Source organism: Sphingobium sp. SCG-1 (genome assembly GCF_002953135.1).
In the GTDB taxonomy this organism is placed as follows: domain Bacteria; phylum Pseudomonadota; class Alphaproteobacteria; order Sphingomonadales; family Sphingomonadaceae; genus Sphingobium.
This window is the reverse complement of record NZ_CP026372.1, coordinates 2,205,750-2,225,499: the sequence shown is the minus strand read 5'-3', so window position 1 is coordinate 2,225,499 and position 19,750 is coordinate 2,205,750. Positions and strand designations below refer to the sequence as shown.

The window sequence follows — 19,750 nt, the reverse complement described above, 5'->3', positions numbered from 1 at the left end:
AGACGTTCAGGTCGCCGTCTTGATTTGAAGCGTCCGGGCGGCTGCGCGTGCCGGCTTTTGGTCAGCAGAAGATTTCGCCGGGCGGCCCCGCTTTTTCGGGCCGGCTGAGTCCGAAGCCTTTCCATCGCTCGAAGCGTCTGCCTTCGCAGCCTCCGGCGGTGACGAGTCGGAATCCGATACATCCTGCTTCGTGTCGGCCGATGGCGAGGCCGGTTGCTTGCCACCTGCGGGCTTGGATGATGCCGTCTTGGGCGCAGATTTTACGGATTTAGCTCTGGGCGCTTTTGCCGCCTTCGTTGTTGCAGGAGCATCGCCGCCTTCGACCTCACGCCGCGCCTGTTCCCAGTGCTCTTCATGACGACCGGACGGCGAACCTTCCTCGAGCCAAATTGCGTGTGCCCTCTCACGAATTTTGTGATCTCGATCTTGCGCCATCCGCCGCTCCTGCCAACAAACATGAAACTGAAGGCCAGGACCCCTAGGACCAGCCAACAGCGATAATGCATGTAGAGCGATTTTGCTCCGCAGCAGCTAACATGTTTAAGGAATCGGGAACGTTGCGTCGCGCCTCTTTAGCTCCTCGATCGCTATGCTCCGCTTCCGGGCCGTAAACCCGTCCTACTGATCGAACAGCAGTACCGGAGTTTCAAGCAACCTGCGCAGTGCCTGGACATAGCTTGCCGCGTCCCATCCATCCACAACGCGATGGTCGCAACTGATCGACAGGTTCATGAGCTTGGCGACGGCAATTTCTCCGTCACGGATCACCGGGCGCTCGATCACGCGGTTGGGACCGATGATCGCCACCTCCGGCCGGTTGATGACCGGCGTCGTCGCGATTCCGCCGAGCGGGCCGAGCGAGGTCAGCGTCAACGTAGAGCCGGAGAGTTCCTCCGATCTCGCCTTGCCGCTCCGCGCCGCTTCGGACAGGCGACGGATTTCGCTGGCGAGTTGCCACACGTTGCGATCCTGCGCGTCGCGGATGACCGGCACCATCAATCCCGCATCGGTCTGCGTCGCCATGCCCAGATGCACTGACCCGTGCCGTGTCACGACGCCTGCCTCGTCATCGTAACGGGCATTAATCATCGGGAAGTCCGGGATCGCCTTGCATACGGCAACGATGATAAGCGGAAGCAGAGTCAGCTTCGGCCGGTCACCGCGATTGGCATTAAGGTCGCCACGCATAGCCTCCAGCGCGGTGACGTCGATTTCTTCGACATAAGTGAAATGCGGGATGTGGCGTTTTGACGCCGCCATATTTTCGGCGATGCGGCGGCGCATACCGATTACCTTCACGGATTCATCGGGGCGCTTGCGTGATGCGCCTGCGGGGCGATACCCTTGGCCTTGGCCGTACAGCAGGAAAGCATCGAGATCGCTGTGGCGGATGCGTTCCGCAGTGGTGCGGACTTGGGCGAGGTCGACACCAAGTTCCTTGGCGCGGGCGCGAACGGCGGGGGACGCGAGAACCTGCTCCGCCTTTGCCTCTTGCGCAACCACATGTTCGATTGGCTGCGGCGCAGGCTCGCCAGCCGGTTGAACGTCCTCGGCCGGTGCAGTGCCAGTGGCCGCTGATGCCACCTCCTCAACGCCGGGGTTTTCGGCCTCGACGACGGGTTCCTTGATGCTCTCGACCGATGCGGCGGCTTCAACTTCCGCCTCCGTTTCGATAACGACCAGCATCGCCCCGATCGACACCTGATCGCCCGGTTCGCCTGCCAGCTCGACGACCGTACCGGCTACCGGCGATTCCAGTTCTACCGTCGCCTTGTCCGTCATCATGTCGGCCAAGCCCTGATCTTCTTCGACCCGATCACCGATCTTGACATGCCAGGCGACGATCTCGGCTTCCGAAATGCCTTCACCGATGTCGGGAAGCGTGAATGTGAAGCGTGCCATGCCGGTCAGTCCTTCAGGATCTTGTTGATTGCGTCGCGGATGCGGATCGGCCCGGGAAAATAGGCCCATTCAAGGCTGTGCGGATAGGGCGTGTCGAAGCCCGTCACCCGCTCGATCGGTGCTTCCAGATGATAGAAGCACCGCTCCTGCACCAGCGCGGAGAGCTCCGCGCCGAAGCCGCTGGTGCGCGTCGCTTCATGCACGATCAGGCAGTGGCCCGTCTTCTTCACCGACGCTTCTATCGCCTCGATGTCCAACGGCACCAGCGTGCGGAGGTCGATAATCTCCGCATCTACACCCATCTCCTCTACGGTGCTGGCGACTACATGCACCATAGTCCCGTAGCAAAGGATCGTCAGCGCCTCCCCTGCCCGCGCGATGCGCGCCTTGCCGAGCGGGATCTTATAGTAGCCTTCGGGAACCTGCGCATCGGCATGGCCGCCCCAATTGCGAGAAGGCCGGTCATAATGTCCGTCGAACGGACCGTTATAAATGCGCTTGGGTTCGAAAAAGATCGTCGGATCATTATCCTCGATCGCGGCGATCAGCAGCCCTTTGGCGTCGTAGGGGGTGGCCGGGATCACCGTCTTGATGCCGGAGACGTGAGTGAAAATGCCTTCGGGCGACTGACTGTGCGTCTGCCCGCCAAATATGCCTCCGCCAAAGGGCGAGCGAACCGTCATCGGCGCGATAAACTCGCCCGCCGAACGATAGCGCAACCGCGCCGCCTCCGACACAAGCTGGTCGAGAGCGGGATAAATGTAGTCGGCAAACTGGATTTCCGGCACTGGGCGAAGGCCATAGGCCCCCATGCCGACCGCAACACCGATGATCCCACATTCGGTAATAGGCGTATCGAACACGCGGTTCTTGCCGTACTTCTTCTGAAGGCCCGCCGTCGCACGGAAAACGCCGCCAAAATAGCCGACGTCCTCGCCCATGACGACCACATGGGGATCGCGATCCATCATCACGTCCAGCGCGCTATTAATCGCCTGGATCATGTTCATCTGCGTGGTAGCAGCCTCAGTCCTGTTTTCGCTCACAGCCCGGCCGCCTTCTTCTCGCTCAGCGCCATGTCGAGTTGCTCCTTCAAGTGCCAGGGCATCTCCTCGAACACTTCCTCGAACATTGTCTCGAATGGCTGATGCATACCGTGGCCGAGAATACCGTTCTTCTCCGCTTCTCGTGCCGCGTCCTTCACCAGATTGGCAAGTTCCAGGTCCATCGCGGCATGGCGATCCTCATCCCAGATGCCAAGGCCGATCACATGGGCCTTCAACCGCGCAATCGGATCGCCGAGCGGCCATGCGCTGCCTTCGTCGGCGGAGCGATATTGGCCGGGATCATCGGATGTGCTGTGCCCTTCCGCGCGATAAGTGAAATGCTCGATCAGCGTAGGCCCCGCATTGCTGCGTGCCCGGTCCGCTGCCCAGCGCGTCGCGGCATAGACGGCCAGCGCGTCGTTCCCGTCCACGCGAAGGCTGGCAATGCCATAACCAACGCCCCGCGCTGCGAACGTCGTGTTCTCGCCGCCCGCAAAGCCGGAAAAGCTGCTGATCGCCCACTGATTGTTGACGATGTTGAGGATCACCGGCGCGCGATAGACGCTGGCGAAAGTGCAGGCCGAATGGAAGTCCCCCTCCGCCGTCGAGCCCTCGCCGCACCATGTTGCAGCAATCCGCGTGTCGCCCCGCGCTGCGCTCGCCATCGCCCAGCCCACCGCCTGCGGCCATTGCGTCGTTAGATTCCCCGATATCGAAAAGAACCCGGCCTCCCGCACCGAATACATGATCGGCAACTGTCGCCCCTTCATGCGATCGGCGCGATTGGAATAGATCTGGTTCATCATGTCGACCAGCGACCAGTCGCGCGCAATCAGAAGCCCCTGCTGGCGATAACTTGGGAAGCACATATCGTCGCTCGCGAGCGCTTGCGCTGCGGCGACCGCAACCGCCTCTTCGCCCGTGCATTTCATGTAGAAGCTGGTCTTGCCCTGCCGCTGCGCGCGGAACATGCGTTCATCGAACGCGCGCGTCAGAGCCATGGATCGCAGCATTTTAAGTAGCGTGGCCGCATCCAGATTGGGGTTCCACGGACCGACTGCCGTTGCCGACTCATCCAGCACGCGAACGAGGCCATAGGCCATGTCGCGCATTGAGGCGGCCGGCGCCGTTTCGTCCGGCAGCGGCGTCGAACCGGCAGCAGGAACGTCTATATCGCTGAAATCGGCAACGTCACCAGGACGAAAACGCGGCTCGGGAACATGCAAGGTGAGCGGCTGAAGATTGCGCCCCATTGTTGCAGGGTCGCTTGATTGGCCATCGCGCTGGTCGTTCATCGCTGCTCCAAGCGCCGCATGCTGCGGCGTAATATTGTTGCTCTATGGCGCTATATTATTACCCACTTTGAAAAAGGCAAGTGCTACTGACCTAAAAAGCGTTAGACCGCCACCGGAGCAGCTATAGAAGCCTGCGGTGCATAGTCGAATACCTCGAAGTCCTCGATCCGATAGTCGAACATGCTCGTTGGACTTCGGACGATCCGTAGCTTCGGTGTTCCGCTGGGGATTCGGGCAAGCTGCACTTCGACCAGTTCCCGATGGTTCAGGTACAGATGCACGTCCCCACCGCTCCACACGACCTCGCCCGGTTCCAGATTGCATTGCTGCGCCAGCATCCGCGTGAGCAGCGCCAGCCCGAAGATGTTGAACGCGAAACCAAGGCCTAGGTCGCAACTGCGCTGAAACAGCAATCCCGACAGCTTCCCGTTCGCGACATGAAACTGGTACGTCATATGACAGGGTGGAAGCGCCATGTCGGGCACATCGGCCACATTCCATCCCGTGAACAACAGCCGCCGCGATCCTGGCGTCTTTCGAATCGCTTCGACCAGTTCCGCAATTTGATTATGGCCCTGCGCCATCCGCCGATACAGCCCGTCGCTAGTCGCCTCATATCGTGGCCAGTTCGTCCACTGCGCACCATAAACAGGACCAAGGTCGCCCCATTGCGCGGCGAAAGCATCGTCGGCGATGATCCGGGCTTCGAACGCATCACGATCGATCTCTTCCCCCGTTGCCTTCCGATATTTGTCTAGCGGCCAGTCGGTCCAGATATGCACGCCCTGCTCTACGAGGGGGCGGATGTTCGTCTCGCCGGTCAGAAACCAGAGCATCTCCCGCGCCGCGACCTTCCAATACACCCGCTTTGTCGTCAGCAGCGGTATCGCGTCATCGGCCAGGCTGAACCGCATTGTAGCCCCGAAGATGGATCGCGTACCTACGCCGGTGCGGTCGACCCGCTCGTCCCCGGACGTCCATATCTGACGCATCAGATCCAGATATTGTTGTTCATAGTGCGGCATAGGCGAAATCGCGACCTTCAGTCCTTGGAGTCTTCCCGCCGGTGTATCGCAGAGGCGCGCGCGATCCAACCGGCTGTGCGCTCCGGACACTCATCGGCTGCTGGCAAAAATGCCGCACGCGCCGCTTGCCACGGGCGAAACCCCAAACTATAGACCGCCGCCTGCCTTGTCGGGATCGCAGGACACGCGGTTCCGCTCCGGTCGGGGAATAGCTCAGCCTGGTAGAGCACTGTCTTCGGGAGGCAGGGGCCGGAGGTTCGAATCCTCTTTCCCCGACCACTTATTCGCTTCGTAAGATGCAATACCCTCGCGCTAACCGGCGCGGGGGTTTTTGCTTCTGTCACGCGATCACTTCCACACTGCGGGGGCGCACGGGGATCACGTGATCCTCGATCCGGAAAGTCACCTCTTCCCGGCTGCGGTTGATGCACACCAATGGGCCTTCGGGCAGCAACCGAAATGCGAGCGCCTGCCCTGCCGCTGATTCCCAATCATGCACCGTCATGGGGTGGCCCTCGGCGTTCAGCCAGCTAATGCCGTGCTCGTCCAGCAGTCGGATATCCATCAGCGCACGCGATGTTGCGCGAATTGCGGAGAGGACAACGCAATGTTCCTCGATCTCGCGGTCGCGCCCTTCCCAATCGAGCCAGGTGATCGCGTTGTCCTGCGCATAGGCATTGTTGTTGCCCTGCTGCGTCCGTCCAAACTCGTCCCCCGCCGTCAGCATGATCGTGCCGCGCGAGAGGAATAGCGTGGAGAGCATTGCCTTGATATCGGCACGCCGGTTGTTCACCACCTCCGGATCATCCGAAGCGCCTTCGACGCCGTTATTCCAGCTGAAATTGTCGCCATGCCCGTCACGATTATCCTCGCCATTGGCATGGTTGTGACGCTCCTCATAGGCGGTCAGGTCGGCAAGGCTGAAGCCATCGTGCGACGCCAGGATGTTGACGGTGCGGGTATGCGCACCCGCGAAGACGTCGCTCGATCCGGCCAGTCGTGTGGCAAGCGCGCCCAGCATATGCGGGTCGCCTCGCCAAAAGCGCCGCACGTCGTCGCGATACCGGTCGTTCCACTCCAGCCACCCCTCGCCGAACGATCCAAGCTGATAGCCGCCTGGGCCGATATCCCACGGCTCAGCGATCATGATGCGGTCGGACAGGATTGGATCTTGTGCCATTTCTTTCAGCAACGGCGCGTTGGCGCTGAAGCCATCTGGCAGCCTGCCTAACGCGGGAGCCAGATCGAAGCGGAAGCCGTCCACACCAACATGACGGACAAGGTGACGCATGGAATCGCATATCATCCGACGGCTGACCGGATGATTGCAATCGATGCTGTTGCCAGTGCCGGTGTCGTTAATCAGTTGCCCATCAGCGGCATGACGGAAGTAGCTGCGCGCATCCAGGCCGCGAAGCGACAAGGTCGTGCCCAATGCATCACTTTCACCGTCATGATTATAGACCATGTCGAGGATCACGCCGATCCCAGCATCGTGCAGCGCCGCCGTCGCCTCGCGCAGATCAGCTAAACCGCCCGGAGCAAGGCGGGGGTCGAGGGCAAAAAAGCTCACTGGGTTATAGCCCCAAGCGTTGCTGAGGCCCAGCGGCGGCAAGTGCCGTTCGTCGATCCAGGCATGGACAGGCATCAATTCGACCGCGCTGACATGCAGCCGCTTCAGATGATCGATGATCGCGGAGTGCTTCAGCGCCTTCAGCGTTCCCCGCTCCTCCTCCGGAACGTCGGGATGCAGCATGGTGAAGGACCGCACCTGAAGTTCATAAATTAGACCACCCGGCTGGAATAGCGGCGCGCGGGGTGGGACTACCGGAGGGGCAACTTCCACGATCCCTTTGGGCACTAAAGACGCCGTGTCACCGCCCTCTCCCCGGCGCGCCATCAGCCGCGCATCATGCATGAACGGCCGATCAATGCGCGTCGCGTAGGGGTCGAGCAACAGCTTGTCGGGATCAAACCACAGGCCGGCGCCCGGATCATAGGGGCCATCAGCGCGAAATCCATATCGCGTCCCTGCACCGATCCCTGGCGCGAAGAGCGAGAATACCCCCTCATGCCGCCCCATCGGCAGGCGCAGGACTTCCCTCTCCTCCTCGAACAGGCATAGCCATACCGCATCCGCTGCCGACCAGACGGCAAAGCGCGTGCCGCCGTCCTGCACTTGCGCGCCAAGTGTCGGAAGGTCGGCAGGGTTCATTTTGCCAGTGACCGATACAGCGCGGCATAACGGGCGGCGCTCTTGCTCCACGAGAAGTCCGCCGCCATGCCTGCCCGCTGCATCGACTTCCATAGCGAGGGATCGGCATGTAGTACGACCGCGCGATCAATGGCGCTGAGCAGGCTCTCTGCATTCGGCGGCGCGAACTGGATGCCGGTCGCCACGCCGGCAGCCAGCGCCGCTTCATTCGCGTCGATCAGCGTATCCGCCAAGCCGCCCACGCGCGCCACCACGGGAACGCAGCCGTAGCGCAAGCCATAAAGCTGAGTGAGGCCGCAGGGCTCGAAGCGCGATGGGATGAGGATGGCGTCACCGCCGCCCTGCATCAAGTGAGACAGCGGCTCGTCATAACCGATCCGCACCGCGACACGTCCTTTGTTACGCTCCCCCGCCGCCAGAAATCTGGCTTCGAGCGCGCGGTCGCCTGATCCGAGCACCGCCAGCTTTGCTCCGCGCGCAACCAGATGGTCGATGACGTCGGCGAGGAGGTCCATACCCTTCTGCCATGTCAAACGGCTGATGACGATGAACAACGGACTGTCGTCAGGATCGAGTCCGAAGCTCTCCTCGATGCGCTTCCGGTTCGCGACACGCCCAGCAATATTATCCGACGAATAGGTCGCCGCCAGCAGACGATCGTCCGCCGGATTCCATTCCTGCGTGTCGATCCCGTTCAATATGCCATGCAGTCGATCTGCCCGGCCGCTTAACAGGCCCTCCAAGCCCATGCCTTCGGCTTGCGACTGGATTTCCATAGCGTAACTGGGGCTGACCGTTGTGATCGCATCGGCGGAGATCAACCCTGCCTTCAGGAAGCCGACACCGCCATAATATTCGACGCCATCCACGCTGAACGCGCCTGCTGGCAGCCCTAGAGCATTGAATATCCCCGCATCGAACCATCCCTGAAAAGCAAGGTTGTGAATGGTCATGACCTTGGGCACGGCGTGCGCGGCGCCGAACCGCATGTACGCCAATGTCATCGCCGCCTGCCAATCATGCGCGTGCACCAGATCGGGGGACCAGCCATCTATCAGCCCAGCGGCGATGTCCGCCCCCGCTCGTGAGAGGGCAGCGAAGCGACGCCAGTTATCGGGCCAGCCATTGCCTGCACGATCGTCATAGGGACCACCTTCCCGTGCGAAGAAAGCAGGGGAGTCGAGGACGATCAGGTCGAGGCCATGAGCATGTGCGGAGACTAAGGTGGCGGGTTGGCCAAGCAGATCATCATAATGGTGAAGCTTTTCGGTCGCGCCTATTTTGGCGAGCACTTCCGGATAGCCCGGCACCAAGGTACGCGTCGCAACCCCTTCGCCAGCAAGCGCCAGCGGCAGTGCGCCGACGACATCGGCCAATCCGCCCGTTTTGACGAGCGGCTGAATTTCCGACGCGACGCTTAGAACCCTCATGCGGCGCGCATGTCTGGCAGCGCTTCGATCATCGCCTGCGTGATGAGGCATATGCCCTTTTCCGTGCGGCGAAATCGCTTCATATCATCGTCGGGTTGCTCTCCAACGATCAGTCCCGATGGAATACGCACGCCTGAATCCAGCACACATTTATGCAGCCGTGCGCCGCGGCCTATTTCGCAGTTGGGGAGGATGATGCTCTCGGTGATCGAGGAGAAGCTGTGCGTGCGGACCCCCGTGAACAACAGGCTCCGATGTAGCGATGATCCCGAAACTATGCAGCCTCCTGCGACAAGCGACGATGTGGCTGAACCTCGACGTCCTTCCTCGTCATGGACGAACTTGGCAGGCGCGGTGACTTCGGCGTAGGTCCATAGCGGCCAACTGCGGTCGTAAATGTCTAATGGTGGCACCACATCAGTTAGGTCGATGTTCGCCTGCCAATAGGCATCTATAGTGCCGACATCGCGCCAATATGCCTCAACTTCACTCTCCGCCCGGACGCAGCTGCTCGCGAAGCGGTGTGCCACGGCTTTCCCATGCCTGACGATGTAAGGAACAATATCGCCGCCGAAGTCACGCTTGCTGTCCGGCGTGTCGGCGTCCCGACGCAGATGCTCAGCCAGCACCTTGGTGCGGAAGACGTAGATGCCCATCGAAGCAAGCGCGCGATCCGGATGCCCCGGAATGGCGGGAGGATCAGCAGGCTTTTCGATGAAGTCGGTAATCACGTCATGCTCATCGACATGCATCACGCCAAAGCCGCTCGCTTCGGATCGCGGTACTTCCAGGCAACCGACCGTCACATCCGCGCCGCTGTCCACATGCTGCTGGAGCATCAGCTCATAGTCCATCTTGTAGATGTGATCGCCCGCCAGGATGACCATATATTCGGGCGCGTAGGCTTCGATGATATCGAGGTTCTGGAACACCGCGTCGGCAGTTCCCTCATACCACTGACTCTCTGAAACGCGCTGGCTAGCCGGCAATATGTCGAAGCTTTCGTTGCGCTCGGTCCGGAAGAAGTTCCAGCCGCGCTGCAAATGGCGGATCAGCGAATGGGCCTTGTACTGCGTGGCAACACCTATTCGGCGGATACCGCTGTTGAGCGCATTCGACAGCGCAAAGTCGATGATGCGTGCCTTGCCACCGAAGTGCACGGCAGGCTTCGCGCGGATGTCGGTCAGTTCGCCCAAGCGGCTTCCTCGACCTCCGGCAAGCACATAGGCCATGGCGTCGCGTGCGATCGGATGCGTTCTCCTGTCCATTGTTCTCTCCTGCATCCTTTCGGTTCTATTCGGGTTCCAGCATCAATGTCGCCAACGGCGGCAGCGTGATATGCGCCCAGCCGTCATCGTCAGCCTCTACAACGCCGTTGTTGCCCGCTCCGCTCCCGTAATAATCGGCTCCATCGGAATTAAGTATTTCCCGCCAGCGTCCGCCATGCGGAAGGCGCATTCCATAGCCGTGGCGTAACAGGGGAGAAAAGTGGCTGATGACCACTATCGGCTTCTCACCGGGCGCTCTGCGCGTCCAGGCGAACACACAATCTTCATGTGCATTGACGAGCAGCCATTCAAAACCTTCGCCTTCGCAATCCCGCGCGTGAAGGGCAGCTTTGCTCTTGTAGAGCCGGTTGACGTCGCGGACGAGGGACTGGACGCCGCGATGGGCTACATGACCCAGAAGATGCCAGTCGAGCGCGCGCTCCTCGGTCCATTCGGCCCGCTGCGCAAACTCCTGCCCCATGAAAAGCAGTTTCTTGCCGGGATAGCCCCACATCATCGCGAGATAGGCGCGCAGGGTGGCGAATTTCTGCCACTCGTCGCCGGACATCTTGCTCAGCAGGGAGCCTTTGCCGTGAACGACTTCGTCGTGGCTCAGAGGCAGGACGTAGTTCTCGTTAAAGGCGTAAAGCAGGCCGAAGGTGATATCGTCGTGATGATGGCGCCGATCAGTCGCATCACGCTGCATGTAGCGCAGCGTGTCGTGCATGAAGCCCATGCTCCACTTAAAGCCAAAGCCAAGTCCGCCTTCGTGCACGGGCTGCGAGACCTTCGGCCAATCCGTCGACTCCTCGGCCATGGTGAACGCTCCGGCGTTCAAGCCATAGACAGCGTGGTTTAGGCCTTGCAGGAAATTCACCGCTTCCCGGTTCTCGCGCCCGCCCTGTGCATTGGGGACCCATTCGCCTGCGCCGCGCGAATAATCGAGGTAGAGCATCGACGCCACCGCATCCACGCGCAACGCATCGACATGGTAGCGCTCGGCCCAGAACACGGCGTTGTTGCGCAGGAACGCCGACACTTCCTTGCGCCCAAAGTTGTAGATCGCGGTGTTCCAGTCCGGATGGAAACCTTGTCGCGGGTCTTCATGCTCGTAGAGTGCAGTACCGTCGAAACGCGCCAGCCCGTGCGCGTCGATGGGGAAATGCGCGGGCACCCAGTCGAGGATTACGCCGATTCCGGCACGGTGCGCGCCATCAACGAAGCGCGCGAATCCGTCTGGGTCGCCAAAACGTGCGGACGGCGCGAACAATCCGATGGGTTGATAGCCCCAGCTTGGATCATAGGGATGCTCGCTGATCGGCATCAGCTCGATATGCGTGAACCCCATATCCGCGACGTAAGGGATGAGCCGCTCGGCAAGCGCGTCCCAGTGCAGGAAGTTGCCGTCCTCGTCGCGCTGCCATGATCCGGCGTGAACCTCGTAGATCGACACCGGCTGCCTGCGCGGATCGACATCCCTCCAGTGCGCGCGATGCGCCGCGTCGCCCCAGATGTGGGCAAGCGGATCAGCGACGATCGAAGCGGTCGCCGGACGCATCTCCGACTTGAAGGCGAAGGGATCGGCCTTCAGTGGCAGAACCGCACCATTAGCCGACAGGATTTCATATTTATACGCTGTGCCCGCCCCGATCTCCGGCAAGAAAATCTCCCAGATACCGCTGTCGCCTCGGAAGCGCATCGGATGCCGGCGGCCATCCCAATGGTTGAAATCGCCCACCACCGAAACGCGATTCGCATTGGGCACCCACACCGCGAAATGCGTGCCACGGATGCCCTGATGCTCCAGAACATGCGCGCCCAGCTTGTCGAACAGGCGCAGGTGTGAACCCTCTGCGAAATAATGATCGTCCATCGCGCCCAGGACGGGATGGAAGCTGTAGGGATCAATGACGGTGCTGCTGTTCCTGTCCGGGTACGTCACGGTGTAGCGCAGAATCTGATGCTTCCGGGTGTCTAATTCGCCTTCGAACAAACCCGATAAATGGATCAGCCTGAGTTCGCCGACGTGCTTGCCTTTCAGGGTCGAGGCACTGACTTGAGCGGCATCCGGAAAGAAGCAACGTGCCACATAACCGCTGCCCTCCGAATGCACGCCCAGTACCGAAAACGGGTCTTCGTGCCGCCCCTCCACTAATGCCGCGATAGCGTCCGCCGTCAGCACGCGGCCGTCACGGCAGCACCTTCCAGATGTCCCTTGCATATTCGCGAATGGTGCGATCCGAAGAGAACCAGCCCATGCGCGCGACATTGTAGATGGCCTTCGATGTCCAGGCCGCCTTGTCGTTCCATAGCGCATCGGCGCGGCGCTGGGCGGCGGCATAGCTCTCGAAATCCGCAGCGACCATGAACCAGTCGCGGTCGAATATTCCATCGATCAGTCCGGCGTAACGATTCGGATCGTCGGGCGAGAAGACACCGGTGCGGATGGCATTCAGCGCCTGCGCCAGTTCCGTACTGCCCGCGATCGTCGCGCGCGGATCATAGCCATTGGCGCGCCGGTCATTCACCTCGTCTGCGGTAAGCCCAAAGATCAGGATATTATCCTCGCCGACATGATCGCGCATCTCGACATTCGCACCGTCGAGCGTGCCGATGGTGAGCGCGCCGTTGACGGCGAACTTCATGTTGCCGGTGCCGGAAGCCTCCATGCCTGCCGTTGAAATCTGCTCGGAAAGATCGGCGGCCGGGATCATGATCTCCGCCATCGATACATTGTAATTGGGGATGAACTGCACCTTCAGCAGGCCCTGCACTGCCGGATCATGGTTGACCACGCGGGCCACATCGTTCGCCAGCTTTATGATGAGCTTCGCGTTATGGTAACTCGGTGCCGCCTTGCCGCCGAATAGCTTGACCCGGGGCACCCAATCCCGCTCCGGGTGCGATCGGATCTGGTCGTAGAGCGAAACCCCCTCGATGATGTTGAGCAACTGCCGCTTATATTCGTGGATGCGCTTGATGTGGATATCGAACATCGCGGCGGGATCGATCCGCGCGTTTATCCTTTCGCGAAGGATCTGACTGAGATGTTCCTTGTTCGCCCGCTTTACGGCTAGGAACTTCTCCTGAAACGTCGCATCATGTGCAAAGGCGTCCAGATCACGCAGCGCCTCGGCATCGTCCATGAAGCGGTCGCCGATAGCCTCACGGATCAGGCCGAATAGCCCCGGATTGCACTGCATCAGCCAGCGGCGGAACGTCACGCCATTGGTCTTGTTGTTGATCCGAGTGGGATAGAGACGATGAAAGTCGGCAAACACCGTCTGCTTCATCAGGTCAGTATGCAGGGCCGACACGCCGTTGATGCTGTGCGATCCGGCGAACGCCAGATTGCCCATGCGCACCCGGCGTTCGCCACCTTCGTCGATCAGCGAGATGGTGCCGATGGCTGCATCGTCGAAACCGCCCTTGCGCCGTGCTTCGGCCAGGAGACGGCTGTTTACCGCATAGACGATCTGCATGTGCCGGGGCAGCAGCCGCTCGAACAGAGGAACGGGCCAGCTTTCCAAAGCCTCAGGCAGAAGCGTGTGGTTGGTGTAGCTGAAGGTGCGACGCGTTATGTCCCACGCTTCGTCGAAATCCAGGCCATGCACGTCGAGCAACAGGCGCATCAATTCCGCGACGGACACCGCCGGATGCGTGTCGTTAAGTTGGATCGCTGCCTTGTCCGGCAGGGTACGCACATCGCCGAAATACTGGATGTGCCGCCGAACAATGTCCTGCAACGAGGCGGAAGAGAAGAAATATTCCTGCCGCAAACGTAGCTCCTGGCCCGCTGGCGAACTGTCAGCGGGATAGAGCACGCGGGTCAGGGCTTCGGCACGATTGCTTTCCTGTAGAGCGCCGAAGTGGTCACCTGCGTTGAACCGGTCCAGCAGGATCGGATCGATCGGCTGCGCCTCCCAGAGCCGCAGCGTGTTGACGCGCTTGCCACGCCACCCGGCGATGGGCGTGTCATAGGCCGTAGCAATCACGCGCTCGATCGGCTTCCACGCCATCTGGTGCGGGCTGGCGTCGTTTCCCTCGGCGGGATCGACGAGGCCGCCGAAGCCGATCTCGTAGCTGGCCTCGCGACGTTCGAATTCCCAAGGGTTGCCATGCGTTAGCCAGGTTTCGGGAAGCTCGACTTGCCAGCCGTCAGACACCTCCTGCCGGAACATGCCATTCACATAGCGGATGCCATATCCGTAAGCGGGCACATCGACGGTCGCCATGCTCTCCATGAAACACGCAGCCAGCCGTCCGAGGCCGCCATTGCCAAGCGCCGCATCCGGCTCCAGTTCGGCGATCACGTCGATGTTCACATCCAGCAACGCCAGCGCCTGCTGCATCTCGTCGAGCAATTCCATGTTCGACACTGCATCGCGCATCAATCGCCCGATGAGGAATTCCAGCGAGAGATAATAGACCCGCCGCCCCCGCTCTTCATACGTCTTGTGTGTCGAGGTGATCCAAGCCTCGATCACGCGATCCCTGATCGAAAGGATGACGGCATGCAGCCAGTCGTGCGGTTGGGCGGCTGCGGCATCCTTGCCGATCCGGTAGGTCAACCGCTCGACGATTTCATGCGCCAGTGCCGTAGGATCGGACTGTCGGGGCGCAGGCTTTGGAAGGTTCGACTTGAGCGTGTTAAGATTCATGATCGCGAAAACCCCATGCGGAAACGAAGCCGCACCCTCCCCTTTATCAATGGGGAAGATTGCACAGCACTCGATAGCGCGCCAAGCCTTTCTTAAATTCTAATGCGAATGCCGACTTCAGCCCCTTTGTAGCTACGCGCGACTTTCCGTCATCGCCGCATAGATCAGCGTCTTCAGTGCGCGGCGCACCTGGACGGCGCTGGACGGCATGACTTGCGTCATGAATACGGCAATCAGCCGTTCCACGGGGTCGACAAAGAAGAAGGTCGATAGCATTCCGCCCCAATTATACTCGCCTACCGACCCAGGGATCATCGTGGCGGCGGGATCTTGAGTGACGGCAAAACCGAGGCCAAATCCAACTCCGGCATACTGGCTTTCGCTGAACAGGGATTGCGAATTGGCCGCAAGGTCTCCGCCGTCCGGCAGATGGTTCGCCGTCATCAGTGCGACGGTTTTGGGCGAGAGGATACGCGCGCCGTCCAGTTCGCCTCCACGCAGCAACATCTGGCAGAAACGATGATAATCATTGGTCGAAGAGATCAATCCGCCGCCGCCCGAATAGCATTTGAGCGGCAAACGCCAACGGCTGCTCGCGCCGCGATCGTAAAGAGTGCGTGTTCCAGCATCATCGATCTGCCAGGCATCGGTCAGACGCGGCTCATGGCTGGCTGTCAGCGTGAAGAACGTGTCGGCCATTCCTAGCGGCGCAAAGATACGATCAGAGAAGAAATCCGGGAGGGCGATCCCGGAAAGCCGCTCGATGATTATCCCCAGCACGTCAGTCGATATGGAATAGTTCCAACCGCAGCCGGGTGAAAATTCGAGCGGCAATTGGGATACGGCGGATATGAATTCGTCCGACGTACGCGGTTGATGGAACACGTCCAGCTTTTGCGCGGCGTAGGCGGCGTCGATGGGACTTTGTTCCTGAAAGCTGTACGTAAGGCCGGACGTGTGCCGCAACAGATCGATCATGCGCATCGGCGAGTCTGCTCGACGCGTAGTGAACGGCGTCCCGTCTTCGCCGCCTCCGGTTCTGACTCTGATTTCAGAAAACTCAGGCAGGACGTCGTGGACGGGCGTATCGAGCGCAGCGAGTCCTTCCTCCACCAGCATCATGAAGGCGACCGACGTTATCGGCTTCGTCATGGAAGCGATCCTGAACAAAGCATCTTCGCCTAACGCGGGGCCGCCGTCCCGCGCTTGCCCCAGGCTTGCGGACAGCACGGGTTGCTCTTCCCGGGATATCAGCAACTGGGCATGCGGAAGCAGGCCGGACGCCATGAAATTTTTTTCAAGGAAGGGGACGATCCGCGCCAGTCGCGCGACATCGAAGCCCACTGATTCTGCTGAAACCGCAGTTTGTGTCATGTCCGCCCTTCCTCTGCTGGTCGGTTAAGGCAGGTCGCACAACTCTGCAACATGGTCGGCGGGATAGCTTGGTTGGACGTTGAAAACGGCCTTGTTCAGTGCCGAAGCGGAATAGTCACCGGCCGCATCGCCTCGCGCTCCTCGGGCGTGGAAATGGCGTGCGGATCGGGCCGGAACGCTTCGGGCGCACGATGATCCGGGCTTGGACGCGTATCCCCCAGCAGATCGGTGGGGACATGCTCGCCTGACGCCTGATGGCCGCCGGACAGCCCGGTGCCTCCGCCTGTCTGCCGGCTGTTCAGCAGCTTCTTACCCACGAATACCGCTACTGCGGCCAACGCCAGCTTCCTAATCATGATGTCATTCTCCAAGAGTTTGGACATCAACAGTTCGTGGCGGATGACGTTCCCTCGGCAGCTAGGCTGGCGCTTTGGCGATCCAGATGACATGCCGCGCGCCCTTCCCACTCCGGGCTGCGCGAACGACGTGCTCTTCCACCACAAAACCGGCATCTCGCAGGCGGCGTGTGAAGGCAGCGTCTAGGCCTGACGACCACACCAGCAACACGCCTCCCGGACGCAATGCTTTGCGAACCGCGCCGAGGCCGCGCGCGCTGTAGAGCCTGTCATTACTCGCCCGCGTCAGCCCGTCCGGACCATTATCCACGTCCAGCAGGATCGCGTCGTGTCGGCGATCCGCTTCAGCAATAAGGTCGCCGACATCGCGCTCTACAATGCTAACGCGAGGATCGGCGAGGCTGTCGGCGAATATCGGCGCCAACGGACCACGCGCCCAAGTCACGACCGCAGGAACGAGTTCGGCTACGACAATGCGTGCATCTTCTAGGAACAGCCGCAGGGCAGCGCGAAGCGTAAACCCCATCCCTAAGCCCCCAATCAGGATCGATGCCGCAGGCCGTCCGCCCACGCGCGCATGGGCCATAGCGGCCAAAGCTTCCTCCGATCCGCTGAGCCGACTGTTCATCAACTCATTGCTGCCCAGCATGATCGAGAACTCCTCGCCACGCTGGAACAATTTAAGCTGCTCTCCGCCTTCGGCAGCGGTGCCGGGAATCTCTGCGGTGTCGATCAATATCCTGGGTATCATGCACCCGCCCTGTGACAGGCCAGCGTGCGAAGGCAATAGCGATGCAGGCCGCGCCGTCTATTTTGCGGCTCCAAAGGCGAGATCCTTGAACTGGATCGCTATGGTCTGTGGCGCGGCACTGCGGTAAACGCCCTGTTTGAAATAGGGTCCGACCACGTCGTTAAACCCGAAAGCGCCGGTGAAGTTGACCAGCAACTTGTCGTCTCGCCACACTTTGAGCATTCCGTTACCGGACGGCCCGAACGCAAATTGCATCTTGATGTCGTACCAGCGGCCGCGGGTCATGGGCTGGCTGTCGTCATACTGCCTGACATATCGAACGTCGGCAGCTGTGGAAAGCGCAGCACTTGAGTCTCTGGTCACGATGCGAAGCTTGTCTCCTGCCAATTCCATAGCGAAAGGCGGGCTGTGCGCCGCCTCGCCTGGATCGAGCTGAGAAGCAATTTGAGAAAGAAGGAGCCACGGCGCGGCATTCGTGGCCCCCGGCTCAATCATAAACTTGAAGGTCGCCTGATAGGTCTTGCCAACATCGAAATGGTTCGAGTCATAGGATTCCGATCTTTCGGACCCCACGGATCTTTCTCCTGGAATGACATCACCATCACGCAATTCATAGCGGCGGATACCGCCGCTCATCTGTGCATAGTTCCAGTCTGCCCCCGCATTTTGCTGACGCAAATTAAGGGTCATAGTTGACATGGCCCTCCAGCCTGCCGGCGACATGACTTCCGCTGTCGCTTCAGCATCTTGCGACGGAGAGTTCGTGGGCAAAGTCGGCGTCTCGACCACCGTTGCGGGAGGCGTGGAAAGCGTCGGAAGGGCAGTATTTGCGCTTGAGGGAGGCGTCGGCGACGGGATCGTTACCAGAGACGCCGAAGCGTCTGGCTGCGTTATCGTCACTGTGGCGGCGGCAGGGTTTGCCCCCGCTTGCGCTGCGGGCTGGCTTTCCCCTGCACCACCACCGCCACAGGCGGAGAGCGCTAATATGGCTGCTACTGAGACTATGGCTTTGCTCGACTTGTGCACTTTTGATGACCTTCCGCTCGATCTTTCGACCGGAATGCCATCATGGTGTTTAGATATAGTAAATTATTGATTATCCGTAACTATTTCCATCCATTTTGGTGAAATGCATTAATGAGCAGAGGCGGATTTGCTGTTCGATGCTGCACTCATATCCGCCATGACGGCTCCGCGTGTTCCCATCGGTCGCTCCGGCCCGGTCGTAGTGTCGCGCGCGGTCTGGCGCTCGGTTTCGGCGTTGATGAGGCCGCCGAGCAGGATCGCGTAGGCCGACACGTAAAGCCACATCAACAGCACCACGACCGCGCCCAGCGATCCATAGGTCGCGTCGTAATCGCCAAACTTCGCGGCATAAATCCCGAACCCCAATGTCGCCGCCAACCAAAGCAAGGTCGCGATTACCGACCCAAGGCTCAGCCACTTCCAGCGGGCATCGGACCGGTCCGGCGCGAACCGGTACATGCCCGCGATCGTCACGCAGCAAAGCGCGCCAGCGGCAAGCCATGTGACGATACGAATGAGCGTCACACCGACTGGACCCAGAAAGCTCAGAAGCGACTGCGCGTAGCCGAGCATGGTGGCTGCAAGAACACCCACGATCCCAATAATGACAGCGGCGACGATGAGCACAAAGGCCGTGAACGTGCCTTTGATGATCCCGCGTTTGTCGTCCTCCTCATAGATGACATTGAGTGCGGTGATGATCGCGCCGGACGCGCGGGTCGCGCCATAGATCGACACGAGCAACGCGACGATCAGCCCCAGGCCCTTCTTGCTCGCTGCCGCCGTTGTGAGGTTAATCAGTTGCTCATAGATAAGCTTGGCAGCGTCCTTGGGCACCAGTTCGATGATCGTGCGCATATGCTGAGCCACCACCGCCGGATCGGCCAATAACCCATAACTCATTACCAGCGCGCCCAATAGCGGAACGAAGGAAAGGAATGCATAGAAAGCGACGCCAGCCGACATGAGGCCAAGATTGTGCCGGCCGCTGTTCGTCCAGACTCTTCCCAATATCGCCTTCCAGGCGGGACCGGGTAACTCGCGCGGGCTGGTTGCGCCTGCTCCCTTGCGATCAGATTGCAGCACTAGGGCTTTCCGTGAGCTGATTCAGCGGTACGGTGTCTGCCGACGCAGGTCGGTGTTCCAGCAATGCGACTGGCTCATTTTGCTTCAACCAAAGCTTCCGCAGACCATAGGCCGTACCCAGCAGAAACGCTTTGCCCGGCCAGCGCAGGATCGCACTGGTGACAAGCAGCCCCGCCGCAGTCCCTATGATACCGTACTTACCCGCAGCAGCCGCAGTACGCGTACCGGCGGTCGCTGCGAAAAGCCTGACTACAAAACCCACAGCATATCTCCCTGTTCAACCCCATCAGGGCAATGCTGCACGCGGGCGGTTGT

At 60.5% G+C, this 19,750-nt stretch carries 16 protein-coding genes and 1 tRNA gene; 1 reads left to right on the top strand and 16 read right to left on the bottom strand.

Annotated elements, in window-relative coordinates; genetic code table 11:
* Positions 1-6 precede the first annotated feature (6 nt).
* The 5 genes from C1T17_RS22120 to thyA form a co-directional block, all read right to left on the bottom strand.
* Positions 7-435: a DUF2934 domain-containing protein gene (locus tag C1T17_RS22120; RefSeq protein WP_104953356.1), complete on the bottom strand. Its 429-nt coding sequence runs from the start codon at positions 433-435 to the stop codon at positions 7-9.
* Positions 436-618: 183 nt separating this feature from the next.
* Complete coding sequence (locus C1T17_RS10215; RefSeq protein ID WP_104953355.1) at positions 619-1,902, bottom strand: dihydrolipoamide acetyltransferase family protein; 1,284 nt, start codon at positions 1,900-1,902, stop codon at positions 619-621.
* Positions 1,903-1,907: 5 nt separating this feature from the next.
* Positions 1,908-2,912, bottom strand: a complete 1,005-nt coding sequence (locus tag C1T17_RS10210; protein WP_104953354.1) for an alpha-ketoacid dehydrogenase subunit beta — start codon at positions 2,910-2,912, stop codon at positions 1,908-1,910.
* Positions 2,913-2,944: 32 nt separating this feature from the next.
* Positions 2,945-4,243, bottom strand: a complete 1,299-nt coding sequence (locus C1T17_RS10205) for a 3-methyl-2-oxobutanoate dehydrogenase (2-methylpropanoyl-transferring) subunit alpha (protein WP_104953353.1) — start codon at positions 4,241-4,243, stop codon at positions 2,945-2,947.
* Between the two features lie 101 nt (positions 4,244-4,344).
* Positions 4,345-5,268 (bottom strand): thymidylate synthase, encoded by a 924-nt coding sequence (thyA, locus tag C1T17_RS10200; protein ID WP_104955139.1) that lies wholly within the window; start codon positions 5,266-5,268, stop codon positions 4,345-4,347.
* A gap of 202 nt (positions 5,269-5,470) precedes the next feature.
* On the opposite strand from thyA, the gene C1T17_RS10195 reads away from it, so the two are divergent.
* Positions 5,471-5,547: transfer RNA gene (locus C1T17_RS10195), tRNA-Pro, on the top strand.
* Positions 5,548-5,608: 61 nt separating this feature from the next.
* On the opposite strand, the gene glgX is transcribed toward C1T17_RS10195, so the two are convergent.
* The 11 genes from glgX to C1T17_RS10135 form a co-directional block, all read right to left on the bottom strand.
* Entirely contained in the window at positions 5,609-7,483 is a 1,875-nt protein-coding gene (gene glgX, locus C1T17_RS10190) for a glycogen debranching protein GlgX (protein WP_104953352.1), read from the bottom strand.
* Positions 7,480-8,913, bottom strand: a complete 1,434-nt coding sequence (glgA, locus tag C1T17_RS10185; RefSeq protein WP_104953351.1) for a glycogen synthase GlgA — start codon at positions 8,911-8,913, stop codon at positions 7,480-7,482. Before glgA ends, glgX begins: the two co-directional genes overlap by 4 nt.
* The gene (gene glgC, locus C1T17_RS10180; protein ID WP_104953350.1) at positions 8,910-10,181 is read right to left on the bottom strand and encodes a glucose-1-phosphate adenylyltransferase; all 1,272 of its coding nucleotides are present in this window, start codon (positions 10,179-10,181) and stop codon (positions 8,910-8,912) included. Before glgC ends, glgA begins: the two co-directional genes overlap by 4 nt.
* 25 nt (positions 10,182-10,206) lie before the next feature.
* Entirely contained in the window at positions 10,207-12,363 is a 2,157-nt protein-coding gene (gene glgB, locus C1T17_RS10175) for a 1,4-alpha-glucan branching protein GlgB (protein ID WP_223262534.1), read from the bottom strand.
* Positions 12,364-12,370: 7 nt separating this feature from the next.
* Complete coding sequence (locus tag C1T17_RS10170; RefSeq protein ID WP_104953349.1) at positions 12,371-14,842, bottom strand: glycogen/starch/alpha-glucan phosphorylase; 2,472 nt, start codon at positions 14,840-14,842, stop codon at positions 12,371-12,373.
* Positions 14,843-14,974: 132 nt separating this feature from the next.
* Positions 14,975-16,216, bottom strand: coding sequence for a serine hydrolase domain-containing protein (locus C1T17_RS10165; protein ID WP_104953348.1), 1,242 nt, complete (start codon positions 16,214-16,216; stop codon positions 14,975-14,977).
* Between the two features lie 95 nt (positions 16,217-16,311).
* The gene (locus tag C1T17_RS10160) at positions 16,312-16,599 is read right to left on the bottom strand and encodes a hypothetical protein (protein WP_104953347.1); all 288 of its coding nucleotides are present in this window, start codon (positions 16,597-16,599) and stop codon (positions 16,312-16,314) included.
* A 34-nt stretch (positions 16,600-16,633) separates the two neighbouring features.
* Positions 16,634-17,323 (bottom strand): spermidine synthase, encoded by a 690-nt coding sequence (locus C1T17_RS10155; RefSeq protein WP_104953346.1) that lies wholly within the window; start codon positions 17,321-17,323, stop codon positions 16,634-16,636.
* A gap of 57 nt (positions 17,324-17,380) precedes the next feature.
* Positions 17,381-18,013, bottom strand: coding sequence for a heparin lyase I family protein (locus C1T17_RS10150; RefSeq protein WP_189338305.1), 633 nt, complete (start codon positions 18,011-18,013; stop codon positions 17,381-17,383).
* 444 nt (positions 18,014-18,457) lie between these two features.
* A complete protein-coding gene (locus C1T17_RS10140) occupies positions 18,458-19,435 on the bottom strand; it encodes a YihY/virulence factor BrkB family protein (RefSeq protein ID WP_223262533.1) in 978 nt (325 codons plus the stop codon).
* Positions 19,422-19,697: a hypothetical protein gene (locus C1T17_RS10135; RefSeq protein WP_104953343.1), complete on the bottom strand. Its 276-nt coding sequence runs from the start codon at positions 19,695-19,697 to the stop codon at positions 19,422-19,424. Before C1T17_RS10135 ends, C1T17_RS10140 begins: the two co-directional genes overlap by 14 nt.
* Between the last annotated feature and the right edge of the window lie 53 nt (positions 19,698-19,750).